We start from the raw sequence: 17,999 nt of genomic DNA, 5'->3' as shown, positions 1-17,999 counted from the left end.
GACCTCTTTTGTTGTTTTTATGTTGGGTAAAACATGGTATTACTTGCATAGTTATTATTTAGCAGGAGCAATCATCCCCATGGAACTTACATTAGATAACGTATTCAACTTCAGTGCTGGCCCAGCTGCACTGCCTAAACCGGTAATGAAACAAGCGCAAGCGGACTTTATTGATTGGAATGGTTTAGGGACTTCCGTGATGGAAATCAGCCATCGCAGCAAGGAATTTATTCAAGTTGCTGACGAGTCTGAACAGGACCTACGTGATCTTCTGAACATCCCAGACAACTACAAAGTTCTTTTCTGTCAGGGGGGCGCTCGTGCTCAATTCGCTGCTGTTCCTCTAAACCTTTTAGGCGATGCGACGAAAGCGACTTACATCGATGCGGGTTACTGGGCAGAAAGCGCAGTAACTGAAGCGAGCAAATATTGTGAAATCGATGTATTCAACGCGAAGACGTCAATTGATGGCAAAGCAGCGGTTGTTCCAGCTAAAGATTGGAAAATCGATCCAGAAGCGGCGTACGTTCATTTCTGTCCAAACGAAACCATCGATGGTATTGAAATCAGCGAGCTTCCTCAAACGGATAAGCCAATCGTTGCGGATATGTCATCTAACATTCTGTCTCGTAAGATCGACGTGTCTCAGTACGGTGTTATCTACGCCGGTGCGCAAAAGAATATTGGCCCAGCTGGTATCTGCATTGCAATCGTGCGTGATGATCTACTCGAACTCGCAAACGACGTGTTGCCGAGTATTCTGAACTACAAAGTACTTGCTGAAAAAGACTCAATGTTCAACACACCACCAACGTATGCTTGGTACCTATCAGGCCTTGTGTTCAAGTGGCTGAAAGCTCAAGGTGGCGTTGAAGCGATGGAATTGGTGAATAAAGAGAAAGCAGCGCTGCTTTACGATGCAATCGATAGCTCAGCTTTCTACAAAAACGATGTTCACACTGCAAACCGTTCTAGAATGAACGTGCCGTTCCAACTGGCGAAACCTGAGTTAGATGGCAAGTTCCTAGAATTGGCTGATGCTGCAGGTCTGAAGTCACTAAAAGGCCATAGAGCAGTAGGTGGAATGAGAGCTTCACTTTACAACGCAATGTCTCTGGAAGGTGTTCAAGCGCTAGTTAGCTTCATGAAAGATTTCGAAGAGAAATACGCTTAATAAGCGAGTTCGATGTTTACCAATGAAAAGAGGAGCTTAGGCTCCTCTTTTGGTTTCCTATAGAAGGTGAAAATATAGAGGCCTAATTACCGTCTTCGACCATTAAAACGAAACTGTTGTGGCGTTACATCAAAAGACGCCTTGAAGGCTTTAATGTAAGACGAGTCGTTTTGATAACCGACTTGATCAGCAATGTTCTGGATTGAGAACTCTTCATCGAGCAAAGACAATGAGTAAATCAGTCGGATTTGTTGTCGCCATAACTGAAATGACGTATTGAACTCTTTTGAGAATAAGCGCGATAAGGTTCGCTCTGATGCGCCGACTTTCTCTCCCCATTCCTTCAACGAAAAGTTCAACGTTGGTGCATCTGTCAGCGCTTCAAATATAAGCTTCAAACGTCGGTCTTCGGGTAGCAACAATTGATAGGTCTGAACGTTGTCTTTCATGATCTGATCGTGCAATACCGAGAGCAATCGCGATACCTCTTCACCACTCACTAACCCTTCGCACTGTCTGCGAATTTCCTGTAATAACTCATTTAAAAACGGCGTCAGGGTAATGGTTCGCACTTGAGGCTCATACTTGATCCCAAAGTCAGGATTAAGGTAAATACCGACAAACGTCGTATGGCTCAATGCGATAGATTCATGTTGAATCCCTGCAGGCACAAACAAAGCAGAAGTATGGGGCACAAGATGTTGGTAGTACTCGGTTTTCGTTTGCAATAGGCCTTTGAGTGGGAAGATCACTTGATGCCACGTATGTTGGTGCATTGCATCGACGTAGCCCTTGGGCATATCGATGGTCTTCACTAACGCTGGTGAATTAGGATTAGCGACCATCATCTCATTTGAGGTGATGATTCCGGAGTGAGAATCTATTTGGCGGTTTGGCATGGTTAACTGTCTTTATATCCCTATTCTGACGTGGCGGGACTAGGCTATCATGCTCGGCAGAGTGAATGAAGTAATGAGGGTGCACGTATGCGATATCAAGTTGAAATATAGAAAGAAAACCAACTACTATTCAAAGTTGATATTGAAGGCATTAACCAAAACAAGTGCGAAACATCGCTCGAAACCGTGCTAACTAAGTTTCCGAAAGCTGAAGGTTATCAGCGTCATGTATTGGTTTCCGACAGCGAAACACGTTACTTAAAAAGCACAGAACACACCATGGAAGTACTGGCGGCGATTCCGGTATTTGCATCACTGGGCGAGCAATAAGTTGGCTTTAGCTTGTATGACACAGCAAATAAGTTTCAGGTAAGAAGGAAGAGATATGAAGAAGTTAGGCGTAGTAAATAGTGTATTGGCTGGCAAAACCGTTACTTTTGCGCACGGTGCAAACAGTGCCATTGATAAGCAGGTTTTGTCGGAGCGCCAACACGCCACAGAGCTTGGTTTTACCAATGATGAACAAGGTGATCCTCGCTTTCATGGTGGCATTCAAAAAGCTCTTCATATCTACCCGAGCGAGCACTACCCAGTTTGGCAGCAAGAACTGGGCGACAAAGACATCTTCCAATCTGCAGGCGCATTTGGCGAGAACTTAAGCTCAAGCGGTATTACAGAACAATCCATTTGCTTGAAAGATAAGGTTCGTATTGGATCAACTTTATTGGAAGTCTCCCAGGGGCGCATGCCTTGTTGGAAGCTCAATGTACGATTCGACCAAAATGACATGGCGAGAAGGCTGCAAGACACGCTTCGAACGGGTTGGTACTTCCGTGTATTAGAGGAAGGTGACATTGGTGAAGGTGACGAAATTATCCTTTGTGAAAGACCTTACCCAGAGTGGTCGCTCGCTCGCATCATGAGTGCCGTTTTTACGGGAAGCCTGGATAGAGATGAACTGAGCCAGATGGCTGAACTGCCACTCGTAGAATCTTGGGGCAAGTTGGTTGAACGACGCCTAGAAACGGGTGAAGTTGAAGATTGGGAAATGCGATTAGTTGGGCCAACAGCGGCATAAACTTAGATGATAAAAAATAGCAAAGCCCACTAATGGAAGTTAGTGGGCTTTGTGTTTAAGTCGAGCTTACGTAACTCAATTAGAGCCAGAAATTCTTCAAAGGCATCTCAGAGTCAAAGTGATGAGCAATTTGAGCTTGGAGTAGCTCAGCGGTCGCTATCGCGTCAGTTAATGCATGATGTGGTGTGTAGTCGGGCAGGTGGTATCGACGACGGCTTTGACCAAGCCTCACTGAGGCTGGTTTTTTGCCTTTTAGCTTATTCCACAAGCCGCCAGCCAGTTTATTCTGGATCTGAGATTCAATCTCGAGCGTATCGAGAACTGGAAACTCAATGCCTTCTCCGAGTCGCACCTTCAATGCATTATCCAAGAAGTCACGTTCGATACGACGATAGTGAACCACAGGGATATGTCCCGCCATTGATTCTAAGATCTCGCCCAGCACTTCGCTAAGGTCTGGCGCATCGATGATGTCATTGTGAGTGATACCATGAATCACGACAGATTCTTCTTCAAGTTTCTGTTTTGGTCTTAGAGTCCAGTGTTTGGCTTGTCGCAAGTAGATGCGATTGAGCGTAAATGGCACTAAACCAATGGTAATGATGCCGTCTTTGTTTGGGTTTAACCCCGTCGTTTCAAAGTCGACAGCCAAGAACATCACTTCTGAAAGAGGCGTATCAGGAGCAGGAAGAGGCTGACTATAATAGTGCTTTAAGCGCTCGTCTTTCGCTCGTTCTAGCTTCTGAGCAAACTTAAATGGCCAATCGACCGCAGGTGATCTGAATAGTTTGTTCATAGACCCTACTTAAACTTGTTGCTGGCTTGATAACGGAACTTAAGGAAGTTTTGCGCATTACTTAATATTTGGAATGCATCCTTTAGGTTACGTCGTTCGAAGTCAGACAGGTTCTCTGGCTCGATGTTGTTATCAGGCTCGATGTTGTTGTCGACATCGTGTGCTTGGTGGCGAATACGAACCAGAGAGATAAACTCCATCGCATCTTTCAAATCTTGAGCTCGGCCTTTTGGCAGAATACCGGCGTCAATGATGTCATCTAAACGCTCGAATGAGTTCTTAGAACGAGAGCCTACCGCCAATGAGTGAACACGAATCAAATCGGCAAGTGGCGCTGTACCACGACGCTTAAGGTTGATTGAGTTGTTGTGACGGCCATCTTTCTCCATAACGAAATCTTTGAAGAAACCGAGCGGCGGTGTGCGGTTGAGTGCGTTACGTGCAAGACACGCCAAGAAGCGGTTGTTCTTACGGGCGCGTCGAACAATAAAACTGTTCAATTGCTCAGCCCATTTCAGACGACCATAAACGCCATCTAAGTCGAAGAAGATTGAAGCATTCAACAGGGCTTTCGGGTTTGGATCATCAATCCAATCGGCAAAGCACTCTTCCCATTGTCTACGAGTCATACGCCACGTTGGGTTAGTCGCCATGATGTCGCCAGTACAGTACACATAGCCACATTGGTCTAAGCCATCACAAATGAAGGTCGATAGCTCTTCAAAGTACTTACCGTGCTTTTTCTCGTCGTAGGTATCGTCAAGAATAATTGCGTTATCTTGGTCAGTAACGAGCAGCTGCTCATCACGCCCCATCGAGCCGAGTGCAAGGAAACAATAAGGAATAGGAGCCTTACCTAGTTTCTCTTCACCCAGTTCGATAATACGTTGCTTAAAGCTACGACCAATTACCGACATTGCAGTACCCACCATGTGGGCGTTGGCATCTTCGTTAACCAAGCGCACAAAGCTGTCTTTTACTTGCTCAGAAAGCACCTTCAGATCTTCAATACTTTGTTGCTGGAAGATACTGCTCACAAGCAACAGTGAGTTTTGAGACTCGTAACGGACAATATCAGTCGCTTCGATAATACCGATAGGCTTCTTATCTTTAAGCACCGGTAAGTGATGCACGTTGTAGCGAAGCATGGTCATCATGGCTTCGTATACGTAAGCATTATGGTCGAGTGAGATAACCTCTGGTGTCATCACACTGGATACTTCGTCCGATGGGTCTAGACCTTCGGCGAGTACACGCGTACATAAATCTCGGTCGGTGATGATGCCGATCACTGGTGTTGAGTCATCTTCATCATCTTCAACGATATCTGGGTCGATGATAAGCAAAGAGGACACATTATCTTGTGCCATCATGGTTGCAGCTTGCTGAATAGTGCGCGTTTTTTCGATCATTGGTGCTTCGCTGGTCAGCAGCGTTTTTACTTTGGATGTCGTTAGGTCGTTCGCGTCGTTGCTGTCTGAGTTGGCTTGGCGTAGTCGCGCGTTATCTTCTACTTCTACGAAATCGGCAAAGGAGTCGTAGTTGTCGTAGAGCTCTTGGAAGATAGGCTCAGGAATGCAGTAGAGCAGGGTGTCTTCGGTCGCTTTAACTGGGAAACGCACCTTGTTGTTGGTTAGTAGGCCCATTTGACCGAACAAGTGGCCTTCATCAAGGCGGTTATAGAGTTCGCCTTTACGACGGTAGACTTCGACTTCGCCACTTCGAACGATGTATAAGTCATGTATTTGATCACCAAAGTGAATGATCGGGGTATCTTGGCGGTAATAAGAAATTTCCACGCTACTGGTCACTTTCGCCAACATCTCCTCAGGGAGTTCTGTGAAAGGGGGGTATTGTGCCAGAAAGTTTTGAATCTCTAATAACTCAGCATCCATAATGATCATCCATTGGTTTGTATGATTTCATGGTACAACATTTGATAATATTTTGCCGTCACAAATCAATCTGTGAGCTAAAACCTTTTTAAAGTCTTATGGATAGACTAACCTTTCAATTAATGGAGTGACAGTTTAAGGATGATAGGAATGTCGAAGTGGAAGCTTAGTTTTGTATCTGCGGTTTTTATGTTTTCTCCAAGTTTGTGGGCGGACACTAACGCAGTGGATATTCTTGATTATGACCATGTTTATGCCACGGCGCATTCGGGTAGTTTAAATGAAGATGCGGGTGGTAATAACAATGCATCGTCATTCGGGTTGGGGGTGAGTTATACCATGACCGATGAGTGGTTGCTGCTTGGTGATTATACGGCACGCTTTATTCACCCTGATGAAAGCACGACTCGGATTGATACGCTGATGCCAAGTGTTGGTTACCGTTACAGCATTAAGAAAGATTTAGACATAGTAGCTTACTACCTGCTTGGTATCATTAAAGGTAAGGTTGAAGATAATGACACCAACCGAACTGAATCTTCTGACACTGAGTTTATCCAAGGGGTGAAAGCCGAGCTTAACTATGGCTTTGCGAAACGTTGGATTGCCAATGGCAGTGTACAAGTGAATCGAAGCGATTTGTTCGACGAAGAGATTTACCACCTAGGCTTACGTTATCTGGTGACCAACAAATTTGCGATTGGTGGTTCCTACCAACATCGGGATGGCGAGGGCAGCACGGGTGTAAGTGAAAGAACGAATGAGTTAGGTGTTGAGTTCTTCCTAGAGTACTAACTTACAAAACATTTAAACTGAAAGTAGAGATACAAAAAAGCCAGCTTAATCGCTGGCTTTTGCATATCGACTGTCTGCAAGAGCAGACTTGGTATTGTTACGATTAAAGAACCGCAGCGATACCTTTACATAGAGGACCCATGTTTGACTTAGTCATGCCCGCTACGCTGATGCGGCCAGAGCCAACAATGTAGATTGCGAATTCGTCTTTTAGGCGGTTTACTTGCTCTTTGCTCAAACCAGAGAAAGAGAACATACCGTTTTGACGTTCGATGAATGTGAAGTCTGCATCAACACCTTCAGATTTCAGTGTTGTTACGAATAGCTCACGCATCTCTTGGATACGGTCGCGCATTTCTGCTACTTCTGCTTCCCATTCAGCACGTAGATCAGCATCACCAAGGATGTGAGTGACTACAGCACTGCCGTGCGCTGGTGGGTTAGAGTAGATAGAGCGGATAATGCTCTTAACTTGAGAGAACGCTGTCGTTGCTACGTCTGCAGATTCTGCAACCAGAGTGAATGCACCTACACGCTCGTTGTACAAGCCGAAGTTCTTAGAGAACGAGCTAGCAACAAGGATCTCTTTGTTGTACTTAGCAAAAACACGTAGGCCAGCCGCATCTTCTTCAACGCCTTTTGCAAAACCTTGGTAAGCAAAATCGAATAGAGGAAGTAGTTTCTTCTCAGCAACCAGTTTAGCCAGTACTTCCCACTCATCAGCCGTTGGGTCGATACCTGTTGGGTTGTGACAGCAGCCGTGAAGAAGAACGATATCGCCTTCAGAAGCTTTCTCTAGGTCAGCTACCATGCCTGCGAAGTCTTTGTCTTTAGTTTCAGCGTTGTAGTAGCTGTATTGAGCCGTCTCGATACCCGCAGCAGCGAAAACGCCGTTGTGGTTAGCCCAAGTTGGGTTACTGATCCAGATTTTTACGTCGCCCAGTTGGCGCTTGATGAATTCACCCGCTACGCGAAGTGCACCTGTACCACCTGGAGCTTGTGCTGTTTTAGCGCGTTGAGACGTTACGATCTCTGCGTCTGAACCGAAAAGAAGTTTTTGAACCGCTAGACCGTATTCAGCTGTGCCTTCAATCGTTAGGTAAGATTTGGTTTTTTCGTTTTCAAGAAGTGCAGCTTCTGCTTTCTTTACTGTTTTAAGTACAGGCGTTTGACCATCTTCATTTTTGTAGATGCCAACACCAAGGTTGATTTTCTCTGCACGAGAGTCTTTTTTAAACTCTTCAGTAAGGCCGAGGATAGGATCGGCGGGAGCAGCTAACACTTTTTCAAACATAATCTTCATCCATGTCAATTGAGAGGGGATAGTATCTATGGGTAGTTATACCTGTATGGAATTTTTAAGACAATACGAAGTGAACAGAAAGGCTAAAAAAAATCCATTTCAATCAGATTTATTGACTAAAGAGGGTATTTGATAACAAAACACCCTACGGATTAACCTATAGGGTGCAAGAAGTTAGTTGTTTTTGAATGGATTATGCTGGTTGAGCAATAAAACTTTCGCGCTCAAGTTCACTGGGTACATTTTTGCCATCTTTGTAGGTCGCGGCAATTGAAACAAATGCTTGTTCGACGGCCAGAAAAGCTTGGACAATTTGCGGATCAAAGTGCGTCCCATTGCCATCTAAGATGATCTGTTTAGCTTGTTCATGAGTAAAGGCTGGCTTGTAAACGCGTTTCGATATGAGCGCATCATAAACATCGGCCAATGCCATTAAACGACCCGATAGAGGAATATCTTCACCAGACAACTGATTTGGATAACCGCTGCCATTCCATTTTTCGTGGTGAGTGAGAGATATCTCCTTTGCGACTCTTAAGAAAGAGCTACTTCCCAACTGCTTTTCTGCAATAGATAACGCTTCAGCACCAATCGCGGGGTGACCTTTCATTATCTCAAACTCTTTGTCCGTCAATTTGCCCGGTTTCAATAACACGCTATCAGGCACACCGACTTTGCCTACGTCGTGCAAAGGCGCAGATTTGTAAAGCAACTCGATGTAGTTTGGCGTTAACAAGCTTGAGTGGGTTTCTGATTTGCTGAGCTCTTGTGCGAGTACCTTTACGTACTCTTGAGTTCTTAGGATATGGGCACCCGTTTCATTGTCTCGAGATTCTGCCAGCGCAGATAGGCTCACAATGGCAACGTCACGTGTTGTTTTGACTTCGTTTTGTGCGTTTTCGAGGCTATCAAGCATGGTATTGGTCATTGATGCCATTGAACCAAGCTCGTTGTAGCCGAATATAGGTAAGCGAACGCCTTGCTCGCCATTGGTTACCTTGTTCAATGCGCACTCTTGGCTAAGGAGAATACGTTTAATCAGTTTGCTCCACAGTGTCATGATGGTGATTGCGTATCCACCCAGTACCACAGCTAAATAAGTAAACTCTTTGATCACGCTGATCTTGCCGGTGCCATCCAATAAGCGTTCAGGGTTATGTTCTAGCCAAAAGATGTCCTTGACGGCAATCATCGTCAACATAGTCGTCAGTGTTACCAGAAGTACGATGACTAAACCAATCATTTGCTTAACCAGCGAACTCCTTTCACCAACTAGTTGGAAGCCAAATTTCCCAGTCGTCTCCATTTTATCCATTTGGCTGAGTTTGGCGTTCAATTGAAGAATGGTTCCGGTAAAGAAGCCGAATAGACTCATGCCAAACAGCACTTTCAAATTACTATCTATGGTGAATTCATAGCTTAAGTTGTAGTAGAGCGCGAAAGGCACACTTGCAGTAAAAAATAGCAGGGCATCGAGTTGCGCGAATCGGCCTTGCTTGACCAAGGTATGTTGCGCCAATAGGTAACGACGCGCGAGCCATAATAAGACAAACACAATACTGACTTGTGTGAAAATCTCCAACGTCGTTAAGCTCTCGAGCATAGGACATACCCGACTGCCATAGGTGCCAAACAGCACGCCAGCAATGACGTATAACTTAGTCGTTAGCGATTGATTGTAATTTGAAGTATCCATCGATAAGCCTTTGTTCTCATTCTTATTAGATTTACGCATTCATTGATTCACGACTTTAGAGTTACGAATGATTTGCATAACTGACGTGAATAAGACCGAAAATTCTATCGATAGCTTTCGTGGATTGATACAAGAAACTGGTTTGTGTTAGAGATTTGTTAGCTAGATGAGGGTTATTGCAGCATTTTTATGAAGATACTTGAATAGCCTCGGTCGAGGTTCGAGGCTACTCAGTCGATCTATTTGACTCAAGTCGCGAGTGATTGAGTTCGCGAGCGACTTTAAATCAAATTACTTTTTCAGATTGATTTCAGCTTCAATAGAGCCTGTTTCAATCTCAGGGTGAGACGCTAGTTTGTCTGCAGCCCATTGGTTGATGTGTTTCAGAATAGCAGACACAGCGTGTTTTTCCGTTGGTGCTTGGTCTTGTTCAACATCGATCTTTTGCTTTGGATGTGAGCCTGTCGCATCTTCAGCAATATGGAGCCAATCTGGGTGCCAGTAATATGGCTGGCCGCTCGGTGTTGTCCAACTGTGAACACCGTTTGACTCTCCTTTATAACTTAATTGGTCTGCTTCTATTTTTTTCATTGTTATCTCGCATGTTTTTGGGTTACATCAAATTATTGAGGTAGAAAGCCAACTTAGCTCCTACCTTGGGTACAAACTTAGCAAAGCTTACAAAGTTATCTGTGAACTAATTCACACTATTGTGGAAATTAGGTGCGATCATATGGATAGCAGCAATAGTTGTTGGCGTAAGTGATAAAATCACCGGCTTACAGAATTTCTCTAGGTAGTACAATTAGATGGCGCGTTATGAAGAGCTTGCAAAGGATATTCGGATTCAGATAGCCAACAATACGTGGCGATCCGGAGAGAAGATCCCTTCGGTACGCATGAGTTGTCGCAATTACAACGTCAGCAATAGTACTGTCTTACAAGCCTACCAGTTGCTAGAAAGCGAAGGGTGGATCATCGCTAAACCTCAGTCGGGCTACTTTGTCGCGCCGAGACTGGACGGCGTTGATTACGTAGAGCCATTCGTTCGTGAAAAGAAAGCCATTAATGACCGCTTATTCGATTTCTTGAAGTCGAGTTCAGCCGAGGGGGTGATTCCTTTCGGCTCTGCATTCCCAGATCCTGATCTTTTCCCATTACCTACCTTGACTCGAAATCTAGCCAGTGCTGGCAGGAAGATGACGGGTGCCAGTGTGATTAACAATTTGCCACCTGGAAGTGAGTCTTTAAGAAGGCAAATCGCACAGCGTTATCTGCAGCAAGGCATTACGGTTAATCATCAAGACATCGTGATTACGTCAGGTGCAATGGAAGCGCTCAACTTGAGCCTGCAAACGGTCACTAAGTCGGGTGATAACGTCGTGATAGAATCTCCCGCATTCTATGGTGCTCTACAGGCTGTCGAAAGGCTAGGGCTTAATCCTATCGAAGTGGATGTTTGCCCAATTAATGGATTGAATATAGAGCAGTTTGAAAACGCACTACAAAACCAAGATATCAAAGCGTGTTGGCTGATGACGACTTTTCAAAACCCGACGGGAACCTGTTTGTCGGAACAGGCAAAGCGCCGTGTGGTAGAGATTGCTGAACAACATGAAACCTACATTATTGAAGATGACGTGTATGGTGACCTTTATTACGAAGGGCATAAGCCGAAGCCATTAAAGGCCTTCGATAAGACCGATTCCGTCTTGCTTTGTGGGTCGTATTCAAAAAGCCTATGTCCGGGTTATCGAGTAGGGTGGGTTGTGAACACGCGTTTTAATGATGCGATTCAAAAGTTACAGCTTCTTTCTACGTTATCGAGCAGTGCTCCCGTTCAACTTGGCGTCGCCCATTTCTTAACGCATGAAAGCTACGACAATCACCTTCGTAAACTGCGTAAAAACCTTTTAGTCAGGAAAAAGCGATTTATCGACGTTATTAAGCAGTACTTCCCGCATTCGATCGAGATTGAAGAGCCGTCTGGTGGTTACTTCATATGGATTCGTGTCTCTAAAGAATTCGACAGCCAACAATTTCATCAACTGGCTATCGAGCAAGGTATTAGTGTCGCATCTGGCGATCTTTTCAGTGAACAGGGTAGAGTGGATAACGCGATACGATTGAACTTCTCTTATGAACTCACAGCAGAGAAAGAGCAGGCACTCATTTTGCTTGGCAAACTGGCACATCAACTTACGCACTCGTAAAATCTTAAGTCCCTCATAAAAAAGACAATCATTCCAACTGTACGGGTTGTTTCTGGCGTAACTGTACGCCTAATTGACCAGAGAGTTGTGATTCAATAACGGTAGACCAAATATTGGAGATACTGTTATGTTGAAAATGACTATGGGAAATGAAGTTAAGCTGATTGTCGTCGCGATTGTGTGTGCGCTTCTGCTTATTCTTGGCCACGTACTGCTGGCAAAAGCATTCGCTGATATGGCGTGGGCTGAATATACCACTGCGGCGATCCCGTTCGTCATGATGGCAATCTGCGGTTTCGCTATCAAATATGCTAAAGACCAAGATGTCGATTAACCTTTGAAGCATTAGTTTCAGCTGGTGGTACGCAGAAGTATCTGTTGTCTCGTTTTATTCCAAATATAAAAAAACCTCCGCAAGTGCGGAGGTTTTTATTTGTTCTTAACTTTTAATATCGAATCGGTTTCGAATTAGAAGTTTGCAGAGCGCGGTGTACGTGGGAATGGAATCACGTCACGAACGTTGCCCATACCTGTTACGTAAGACACTAGACGCTCGAAACCAAGACCGAAACCAGCGTGTGGCACTGTGCCGTATTTACGTAGGTCGCGGTACCAGCTCATGTGCTCAGGGTCGATACCCATCGCAATCATGCGCTCGTCTAGAATGTCTAGACGCTCTTCACGTTGTGCACCACCGATGATTTCACCGATGCCTGGTGCAAGTACGTCCATTGCTGCAACTGTTTTGCCGTCGTCGTTTAGGCGCATGTAGAAAGCTTTGATGTCTTTCGGGTAGTTCTTAACGATAACAGGTGCTTTGAAGTGCTCTTCAGCTAGGTAACGCTCATGCTCAGAAGACATGTCGATGCCCCACTCAACGTCAAACTCAAATTTCTTACCAGAGTCTAGTAGGATTTGGATTGCGTCAGTGTAGTCAACTTGTGCGAAGTCAGCGTCAACGAATTGCTCTAGACGAGTAATTGCTTGTTTGTCGATGCGAGAAGCGAAGAACTCAAGGTCGTCGCGGCGCTCTTCAAGAACAGCAGCAAACACGTACTTAAGCATGTCTTCAGCCAGTTTCGCTACATCGTTAAGGTCTGCAAACGCAACTTCAGGCTCAACCATCCAGAATTCCGCTAGGTGGCGGCTTGTGTTTGAGTTTTCAGCACGGAACGTAGGACCGAACGTGTAAACCTTGCTTAGTGCACAAGCGTAAGCTTCAGCATTAAGTTGGCCAGATACTGTTAGGAACGTCTCTTTACCGAAGAAATCTTCGTTGAAGTCTACATCGCCTTTTTCAGTGCGTGGTAGGTTTTCCATGTCTAGCGTAGAAACACGGAACATTTCACCAGCGCCTTCTGCATCAGATGCAGTAATAAGCGGAGCAGAAGTCCAGAAGAAGCCTTGCTCGTGGTAGAAACGGTGAATCGCTTGAGATAGACAGTTACGTACACGTGCTACTGCGCCGATCACGTTTGTACGTGGACGTAGGTGAGCAACTTCACGAAGGTATTCGATAGAGTGACGTGTCTTAGCCATTGGGTAAGTGTCAGCATCTTCAACCCAACCAACAACTTTAACGTCAGTTGCTGCTAGTTCGAAGTCTTGACCTTTCGCAGGAGACTCAACAATCTTACCTGTTACTTCAACAGAGCAGCCAGTCGTTAGCTTTAATACTTCGTTTTCGTAATTATTAAGATTATTAGGAACCACGGCCTGAATCGGGTCGAAACAAGAGCCGTCATAAATGGCAAGGAAAGAGATTCCAGCTTTGGAATCACGACGTGAACGGATCCAGCCGCGAACAGTTACTTCACTGTCTACCGCTAGCTTGCCGCCAAGTACGTCTGTTACAGGCGCGTAAGTCATGTTGATTTCATTCTCCATTGAGGGACAAATTCAACTCAAAGTCTCTGGCATTGCTGCATATAAACATACATTTGCACAATAATTAGCCGAAACATTAAGTTGTATAAACTTTTTAAATCGATTGAACATATTACCTGTCATACCGACAGCTTCAACCTTTATTCTTGCTTGGTGAAAGAAATATTGTGTCTACTGACCATAAATACGTTTGAGGGTGTGTTTTTTGTTCGATCTTAGCCTGCACCTTATCTTTAAGCCCAATGTCAGCCGTTGAACGAACAAGGCGTAGTCGAAACCTTTGTTTTCAATAATGGGAGTGTGATTGTGTTGAGACTCACTCTATATTGGCGCAGATTCAGTCATTTTGGACTTGATCACCTTCTTAATTTCCCACTAAAGCAACAAGAGGAGTTTAATATCTACGTGTTAATTACGCCGCCTTAACCCCTGCATTCTCTCTACACCCGCACTTTTCGAGCGCTCGCTCATTCAAGAAAAACAGTCGATCAAATTATGTCTCAACAAGGCAGGACTGGCTGTACAAGTAAAAGAGAATTACATGCTTAATTATTTAAAAAAACACTGGTTATCAAACGTTAAAGGAGATTCATTATCTGGGATTGTGGTTGCACTCGCATTGATCCCTGAAGCCATCGCATTTTCAATTATTGCAGGCGTTGACCCTAAAGTAGGGCTCTATGCTTCGTTCTGTATCTGTGTCGTAACCGCTTTGGTTGGCAGTCGTCCGGGGATGATTTCCGGTGCAACAGGTGCTATGGCGCTATTAATGGTCACCTTAGTGAGAGAGCACGGACTAGAGTACCTACTCGCAGCTTCATTCCTAGCTGGCGTCATTCAAATCGCAGCAGGGTATCTCAAGCTTGGAAACCTGATGAATTTCGTTTCCAAATCTGTGATTACTGGATTTGTTAACGCGCTCGCCATCCTAATCTTCATGGCCCAACTCCCTGAATTGATCAATGTCCCTTCAAGTGTTTACGTATTAGTCGCTTTGGGTTTGGCGATCATTTATCTGCTTCCTTATTTTCCCAAGTTTGGTCGTGCAATACCTTCTCCATTGGTCGCGATTGTTACCCTGACAATCATTAGTTTGTTGTTCGGCTTAGATGTCAGAACGATTGGCGATATGGGCAAGCTTCCCGATTCACTGCCTGTGTTCTTGATTCCTAATATTCCATTCACGTTTGATACGCTTGCGACCATCCTTCCATATTCTATCGCTCTGTCTCTGGTTGGCTTATTGGAATCATTGATGACGGCGACAATCGTCGATGACCTGACAGATACTGAAAGTAATAAAAACAATGAGTGTAAAGGGCAGGGCGTTGCGAACATCGTTGCCTCATTATTTGGTGGAATGGCGGGATGTGCGATGATCGGTCAGTCGATCATAAACATCAAATCAGGAGGCTTAACCCGATTATCTAGCATGATCGCCGGGGTTGTTTTGTTATTAATGGTAGTGTTTGTTTCGGATTGGTTGAAGTTGATACCGATGGCGGCATTAGTGTCTGTGATGATCATGGTTTCTATCGGCACATTCTCGTGGCGCTCTATTGTTGAACTTAAAGACCACACAATTCCAACTAACGTAACCATGTTAGCGACCGTGGCGGTTGTGGTGTTTACTCATAACTTAGCGATTGGGGTTGCGGTTGGCGTGGTTTTGTCGGCTCTGTTTTATGCACATGCCAGCAAATCGATGGTGTTTATATTCGATGAAGTCGTGACTAACGAACTGCACACCATTCACCGAGTAAAAGGGCATGTCTTTTTTGCGTCTTCAGAAGCGTTTGTTGACCTATTCGATTACGACAACGCGACCTCTTTAGTGACCATCGATATATCGGATGCGTCATTCTTAGATAATACCTCGGTCGAGGCGCTTGATAAGGTTGTGTTCAAGTTCCGTAAAAAGGGCGCTTATGTGGAGGTTTCTGGAATGGATAGCGTGAGTGCGAATCTGATAGTCAAACACGCGATGTATCACAAGCATAAAGACTTAACCGCGGTTTCCATTACGCACTAATCATTGTTAGGAAGATAAAGCGCTCATTGTTGAGCGCTTTTTTGTTGTAGACGATCTATGACTTCTTCTTGGTACTCGACAAAGTAAATTGATTAATCAGTGACTCAAGGTGATCGGATAGTTCTTCCAAGTCATTACTGATCCCACGAGTTTCACCAGCCGAACGCGACGTATTATCGGCATGAGCGGTAATGGTCTCGACTTTTTGCTGCACATCTTGGGTAGCGTGTGTGGTGGATTGCGTTTGCTGCTGAATGTTTTGTGCATGTGCCAAAACTTGCTTCATTTCTTCCACAACACCATTCATTTCAATAGACAGAGCGTCGATATCCGTTGAGCTTTGATGTGCTTGTTCGCAAACGCGATCAGCAGAAGCTAGCGATTCTTCACTGCCTTGTTGGAATTGATGAATGATTGACTCAATACTACCTGTTGCTTCTGCCGTTCGTGAGGCAAGATGGCGAACTTCATCAGCAACTACCGCAAACCCACGGCCTTGTTCTCCCGCACGAGCCGCTTCAATAGCTGCATTTAATGCAAGAAGGTTGGTTTGGTCGGCAATACCACGAATCACGCTCAATATTGAAGAGACTTCTCCAGTCTGCTCGTTGAGTGTCAGTATTTTGTGTTTCACCTCTTCTATGCTGCTGACGAGGTTTTTTATCTCACCGCTTGCATCATGTGCTTGGTTCGCACTCTTACACGCCACATCGGCGGTGTGATTAATGAGCTCCGACGCGGTTAAAGTGGCTTGCTCTACATTGACTTGTTGCGCTTGTATCCCTTCAACATTGTGTTGTACTTCTGCTGTTTCATTTTGCTGATCGCTGGCGGCTTGCTCGGTAATTTGTGCAACGCTGGTCAGCTGGTTGGCAGACGCATTCAATTTGTGAGAGGTGTCTTGTACCTTCTCTAAGCTGTCAGAAACGGTACCCATGAATGAGTTGATGGAGTTCGCGAGCGTACCGATCTCATCTTTACTTTGCTTAGGCAGCCGAGTGGATAGGTTTTTATCGTTGCTTACTTGGGTCATAAAGCGAGAAGTTTGTTGCAGCGGACGAACGATAATCTTACGAATGAGCCCCATTGTAAGAACGAATCCTGCAAACGAGATCACCGCCATAATGCCAATAGCGGTTATGGTTTGAGTGTTGATTAAGGAATTAACATGACTAAGGTTATATTCGAGGCGAATCGCACCTAATACTTCGCCTTCAGGTGCCATATGGCATGCCACGCAATTGGTGCCACGGTAGTTTTCACTGGATTTCATTGGTAGGGCAATGACTAAGCCTTTACCCCAATCGGCAGAAAAGGGTTCGATAACCGTTTCACCTGCTAGCGCTCGTTTGTCGATATCATCAACAGGTATTTGATTGTCATTACCGGGACCGTATAACTTGCTTACAGCATCGGCGCGTAAAACACGAACGTCTTCAATGCCTTCTTGTGCTAACGCTTTTTGACGCAAGGTTTCTTTTTGCGCCATTGTGCCAGTCAGCATCATCATATTGAGGCTATCGAAATAGTTACTTGCCTTATCGTGAAGCTGTTCACTCAATACAGAGTTAACAAGTTGTTTTTGCTGCGAATATTGAAAGTAGGTCGATATTGCCAGCAAAAAAGTGAACACAATAGCGAGAGCCACTAGAATTTTGAAGGTTATAGTTGAGCGCATAAGGTATTAATTTTTTATTTTTTAATGACGCGCATACTGTACGTGTAAGAGTCACTACCACCTATGGGGTATGGCGAATTGTGTGACCATACTCCGGTTGTGGTTATGTTTCTGTGATGTAGCAAGTTTGTGTTATGTCTTATGTCAAAATATAACGTTGAGTTGTGAATTTGATTCTAATTAGAGGAGAGAGTCTCGGATACAATGGGCTAGATGTATTTGTCAGCTTATCTTCTATTAATAAAGACTATTGTTTTAGACGGCTTAGTGGTTAATTTGTATCCAAATGGCTGTTTTGTTCAATTTAATAGCAAAAAATGTGGTTATAGCGTTGTGTTTCGAGGCTCATTCGATAAGATGAAAAGACCTCTATGATAGAGGTAGGGCAGCAACGGATACGCTGCTTCAAATAATATGGAATGTGACTTATTGATATTGGACACATACATGAAATTCAAGATTACATCACCGATCATCGAACCCACAGAAGGGTCACCACATCAGAAGACGGCTTCTTTATCTGATCACACCTCTCTATACTCTCGCTTGTACT

Annotated in this window: 15 protein-coding genes; 7 read left to right on the top strand and 8 right to left on the bottom strand. The window is 44.6% G+C overall.

Annotated features, from left to right (window positions below):
* The first annotated feature begins 79 nt into the window (after window positions 1–79).
* A complete protein-coding gene (gene serC, locus ATB74_RS17650; RefSeq protein WP_017065411.1) occupies window positions 80–1,174 on the top strand; it encodes a 3-phosphoserine/phosphohydroxythreonine transaminase in 1,095 nt (364 codons plus the stop codon).
* Between the two features lie 86 nt (window positions 1,175–1,260).
* Here serC and ATB74_RS17645 read toward each other — a convergent pair whose 3' ends face one another.
* Window positions 1,261–2,073 carry an AraC family transcriptional regulator gene (locus tag ATB74_RS17645; RefSeq protein WP_061019295.1) on the bottom strand — a complete coding sequence of 271 codons (813 nt, stop codon included), beginning with the start codon at window positions 2,071–2,073 and terminating at the stop codon, window positions 1,261–1,263.
* 141 nt (window positions 2,074–2,214) lie between these two features.
* Between ATB74_RS17645 and ATB74_RS17640 the strand changes: the two genes are divergently transcribed.
* The gene (locus ATB74_RS17640) at window positions 2,215–2,403 is read left to right on the top strand and encodes a hypothetical protein (protein WP_244267560.1); all 189 of its coding nucleotides are present in this window, start codon (window positions 2,215–2,217) and stop codon (window positions 2,401–2,403) included.
* Window positions 2,404–2,458: 55 nt separating this feature from the next.
* The gene (locus ATB74_RS17635; protein ID WP_060982733.1) at window positions 2,459–3,151 is read left to right on the top strand and encodes an MOSC domain-containing protein; all 693 of its coding nucleotides are present in this window, start codon (window positions 2,459–2,461) and stop codon (window positions 3,149–3,151) included.
* A gap of 79 nt (window positions 3,152–3,230) precedes the next feature.
* Here the strand turns inward: ATB74_RS17635 and ATB74_RS17630 are convergent, their stop codons facing one another.
* Window positions 3,231–3,947 (bottom strand): 3'-5' exonuclease, encoded by a 717-nt coding sequence (locus tag ATB74_RS17630; protein ID WP_060982732.1) that lies wholly within the window; start codon window positions 3,945–3,947, stop codon window positions 3,231–3,233.
* Window positions 3,948–3,952: 5 nt separating this feature from the next.
* The gene (locus tag ATB74_RS17625; RefSeq protein WP_050634573.1) at window positions 3,953–5,842 is read right to left on the bottom strand and encodes a DUF294 nucleotidyltransferase-like domain-containing protein; all 1,890 of its coding nucleotides are present in this window, start codon (window positions 5,840–5,842) and stop codon (window positions 3,953–3,955) included.
* Between the two features lie 150 nt (window positions 5,843–5,992).
* Between ATB74_RS17625 and ATB74_RS17620 the strand changes: the two genes are divergently transcribed.
* Window positions 5,993–6,637, top strand: coding sequence for an outer membrane beta-barrel protein (locus ATB74_RS17620; RefSeq protein WP_061019294.1), 645 nt, complete (start codon window positions 5,993–5,995; stop codon window positions 6,635–6,637).
* Window positions 6,638–6,740: 103 nt separating this feature from the next.
* On the opposite strand, the gene ATB74_RS17615 is transcribed toward ATB74_RS17620, so the two are convergent.
* The 3 genes from ATB74_RS17615 to ATB74_RS17605 form a co-directional block, all read right to left on the bottom strand.
* On the bottom strand, window positions 6,741–7,931 hold the full coding sequence (locus ATB74_RS17615; RefSeq protein ID WP_061019293.1) for an amino acid aminotransferase: 1,191 nt from the start codon (window positions 7,929–7,931) through the stop codon (window positions 6,741–6,743).
* 202 nt (window positions 7,932–8,133) lie between these two features.
* Complete coding sequence (locus tag ATB74_RS17610) at window positions 8,134–9,675, bottom strand: HD-GYP domain-containing protein (protein WP_061019292.1); 1,542 nt, start codon at window positions 9,673–9,675, stop codon at window positions 8,134–8,136.
* Between the two features lie 252 nt (window positions 9,676–9,927).
* Window positions 9,928–10,227, bottom strand: a complete 300-nt coding sequence (locus ATB74_RS17605; RefSeq protein ID WP_017060414.1) for a hypothetical protein — start codon at window positions 10,225–10,227, stop codon at window positions 9,928–9,930.
* Between the two features lie 218 nt (window positions 10,228–10,445).
* Between ATB74_RS17605 and ATB74_RS17600 the strand changes: the two genes are divergently transcribed.
* On the top strand, window positions 10,446–11,849 hold the full coding sequence (locus ATB74_RS17600) for a PLP-dependent aminotransferase family protein (RefSeq protein WP_061019291.1): 1,404 nt from the start codon (window positions 10,446–10,448) through the stop codon (window positions 11,847–11,849).
* Between the two features lie 127 nt (window positions 11,850–11,976).
* A complete protein-coding gene (locus ATB74_RS17595) occupies window positions 11,977–12,183 on the top strand; it encodes a hypothetical protein (RefSeq protein WP_061019290.1) in 207 nt (68 codons plus the stop codon).
* Between the two features lie 134 nt (window positions 12,184–12,317).
* Here ATB74_RS17595 and asnS read toward each other — a convergent pair whose 3' ends face one another.
* Window positions 12,318–13,718: an asparagine--tRNA ligase gene (gene asnS / locus ATB74_RS17590; RefSeq protein WP_017060416.1), complete on the bottom strand. Its 1,401-nt coding sequence runs from the start codon at window positions 13,716–13,718 to the stop codon at window positions 12,318–12,320.
* 559 nt (window positions 13,719–14,277) lie between these two features.
* On the opposite strand from asnS, the gene ATB74_RS17585 reads away from it, so the two are divergent.
* Entirely contained in the window at window positions 14,278–15,768 is a 1,491-nt protein-coding gene (locus ATB74_RS17585; protein WP_061019289.1) for a SulP family inorganic anion transporter, read from the top strand.
* 55 nt (window positions 15,769–15,823) lie between these two features.
* Here the strand turns inward: ATB74_RS17585 and ATB74_RS17580 are convergent, their stop codons facing one another.
* A complete protein-coding gene (locus ATB74_RS17580) occupies window positions 15,824–17,446 on the bottom strand; it encodes a methyl-accepting chemotaxis protein (RefSeq protein WP_061019288.1) in 1,623 nt (540 codons plus the stop codon).
* Window positions 17,447–17,999: the final 553 nt, after the last annotated feature.

The sequence above is a fragment of the Vibrio splendidus genome (assembly GCF_001557875.1).
Taxonomy (GTDB): domain Bacteria; phylum Pseudomonadota; class Gammaproteobacteria; order Enterobacterales; family Vibrionaceae; genus Vibrio; species Vibrio splendidus_F.
The sequence above is the reverse complement of the archived record's forward strand: the minus strand, read 5'-3'. Positions and strand labels throughout refer to the sequence as shown.

Coding starts and splice junctions, on each gene's coding strand:
- ATB74_RS17625 (WP_050634573.1), bottom strand. CDS start 5,842: ATGGATGCTGAGTTATTAGAGATTCAAAACTTTCTGGCACAATACCCC.
- ATB74_RS17645 (WP_061019295.1), bottom strand. CDS start 2,073: ATGCCAAACCGCCAAATAGATTCTCACTCCGGAATCATCACCTCAAAT.
- ATB74_RS17635 (WP_060982733.1), top strand. CDS start 2,459: ATGAAGAAGTTAGGCGTAGTAAATAGTGTATTGGCTGGCAAAACCGTT.
- ATB74_RS17580 (WP_061019288.1), bottom strand. CDS start 17,446: ATGCGCTCAACTATAACCTTCAAAATTCTAGTGGCTCTCGCTATTGTG.
- ATB74_RS17585 (WP_061019289.1), top strand. CDS start 14,278: ATGCTTAATTATTTAAAAAAACACTGGTTATCAAACGTTAAAGGAGAT.
- ATB74_RS17620 (WP_061019294.1), top strand. CDS start 5,993: ATGTCGAAGTGGAAGCTTAGTTTTGTATCTGCGGTTTTTATGTTTTCT.
- serC (WP_017065411.1), top strand. CDS start 80: ATGGAACTTACATTAGATAACGTATTCAACTTCAGTGCTGGCCCAGCT.
- asnS (WP_017060416.1), bottom strand. CDS start 13,718: ATGACTTACGCGCCTGTAACAGACGTACTTGGCGGCAAGCTAGCGGTA.
- ATB74_RS17615 (WP_061019293.1), bottom strand. CDS start 7,931: ATGTTTGAAAAAGTGTTAGCTGCTCCCGCCGATCCTATCCTCGGCCTT.
- ATB74_RS17605 (WP_017060414.1), bottom strand. CDS start 10,227: ATGAAAAAAATAGAAGCAGACCAATTAAGTTATAAAGGAGAGTCAAAC.
- ATB74_RS17630 (WP_060982732.1), bottom strand. CDS start 3,947: ATGAACAAACTATTCAGATCACCTGCGGTCGATTGGCCATTTAAGTTT.
- ATB74_RS17600 (WP_061019291.1), top strand. CDS start 10,446: ATGGCGCGTTATGAAGAGCTTGCAAAGGATATTCGGATTCAGATAGCC.
- ATB74_RS17595 (WP_061019290.1), top strand. CDS start 11,977: ATGTTGAAAATGACTATGGGAAATGAAGTTAAGCTGATTGTCGTCGCG.
- ATB74_RS17610 (WP_061019292.1), bottom strand. CDS start 9,675: ATGCGTAAATCTAATAAGAATGAGAACAAAGGCTTATCGATGGATACT.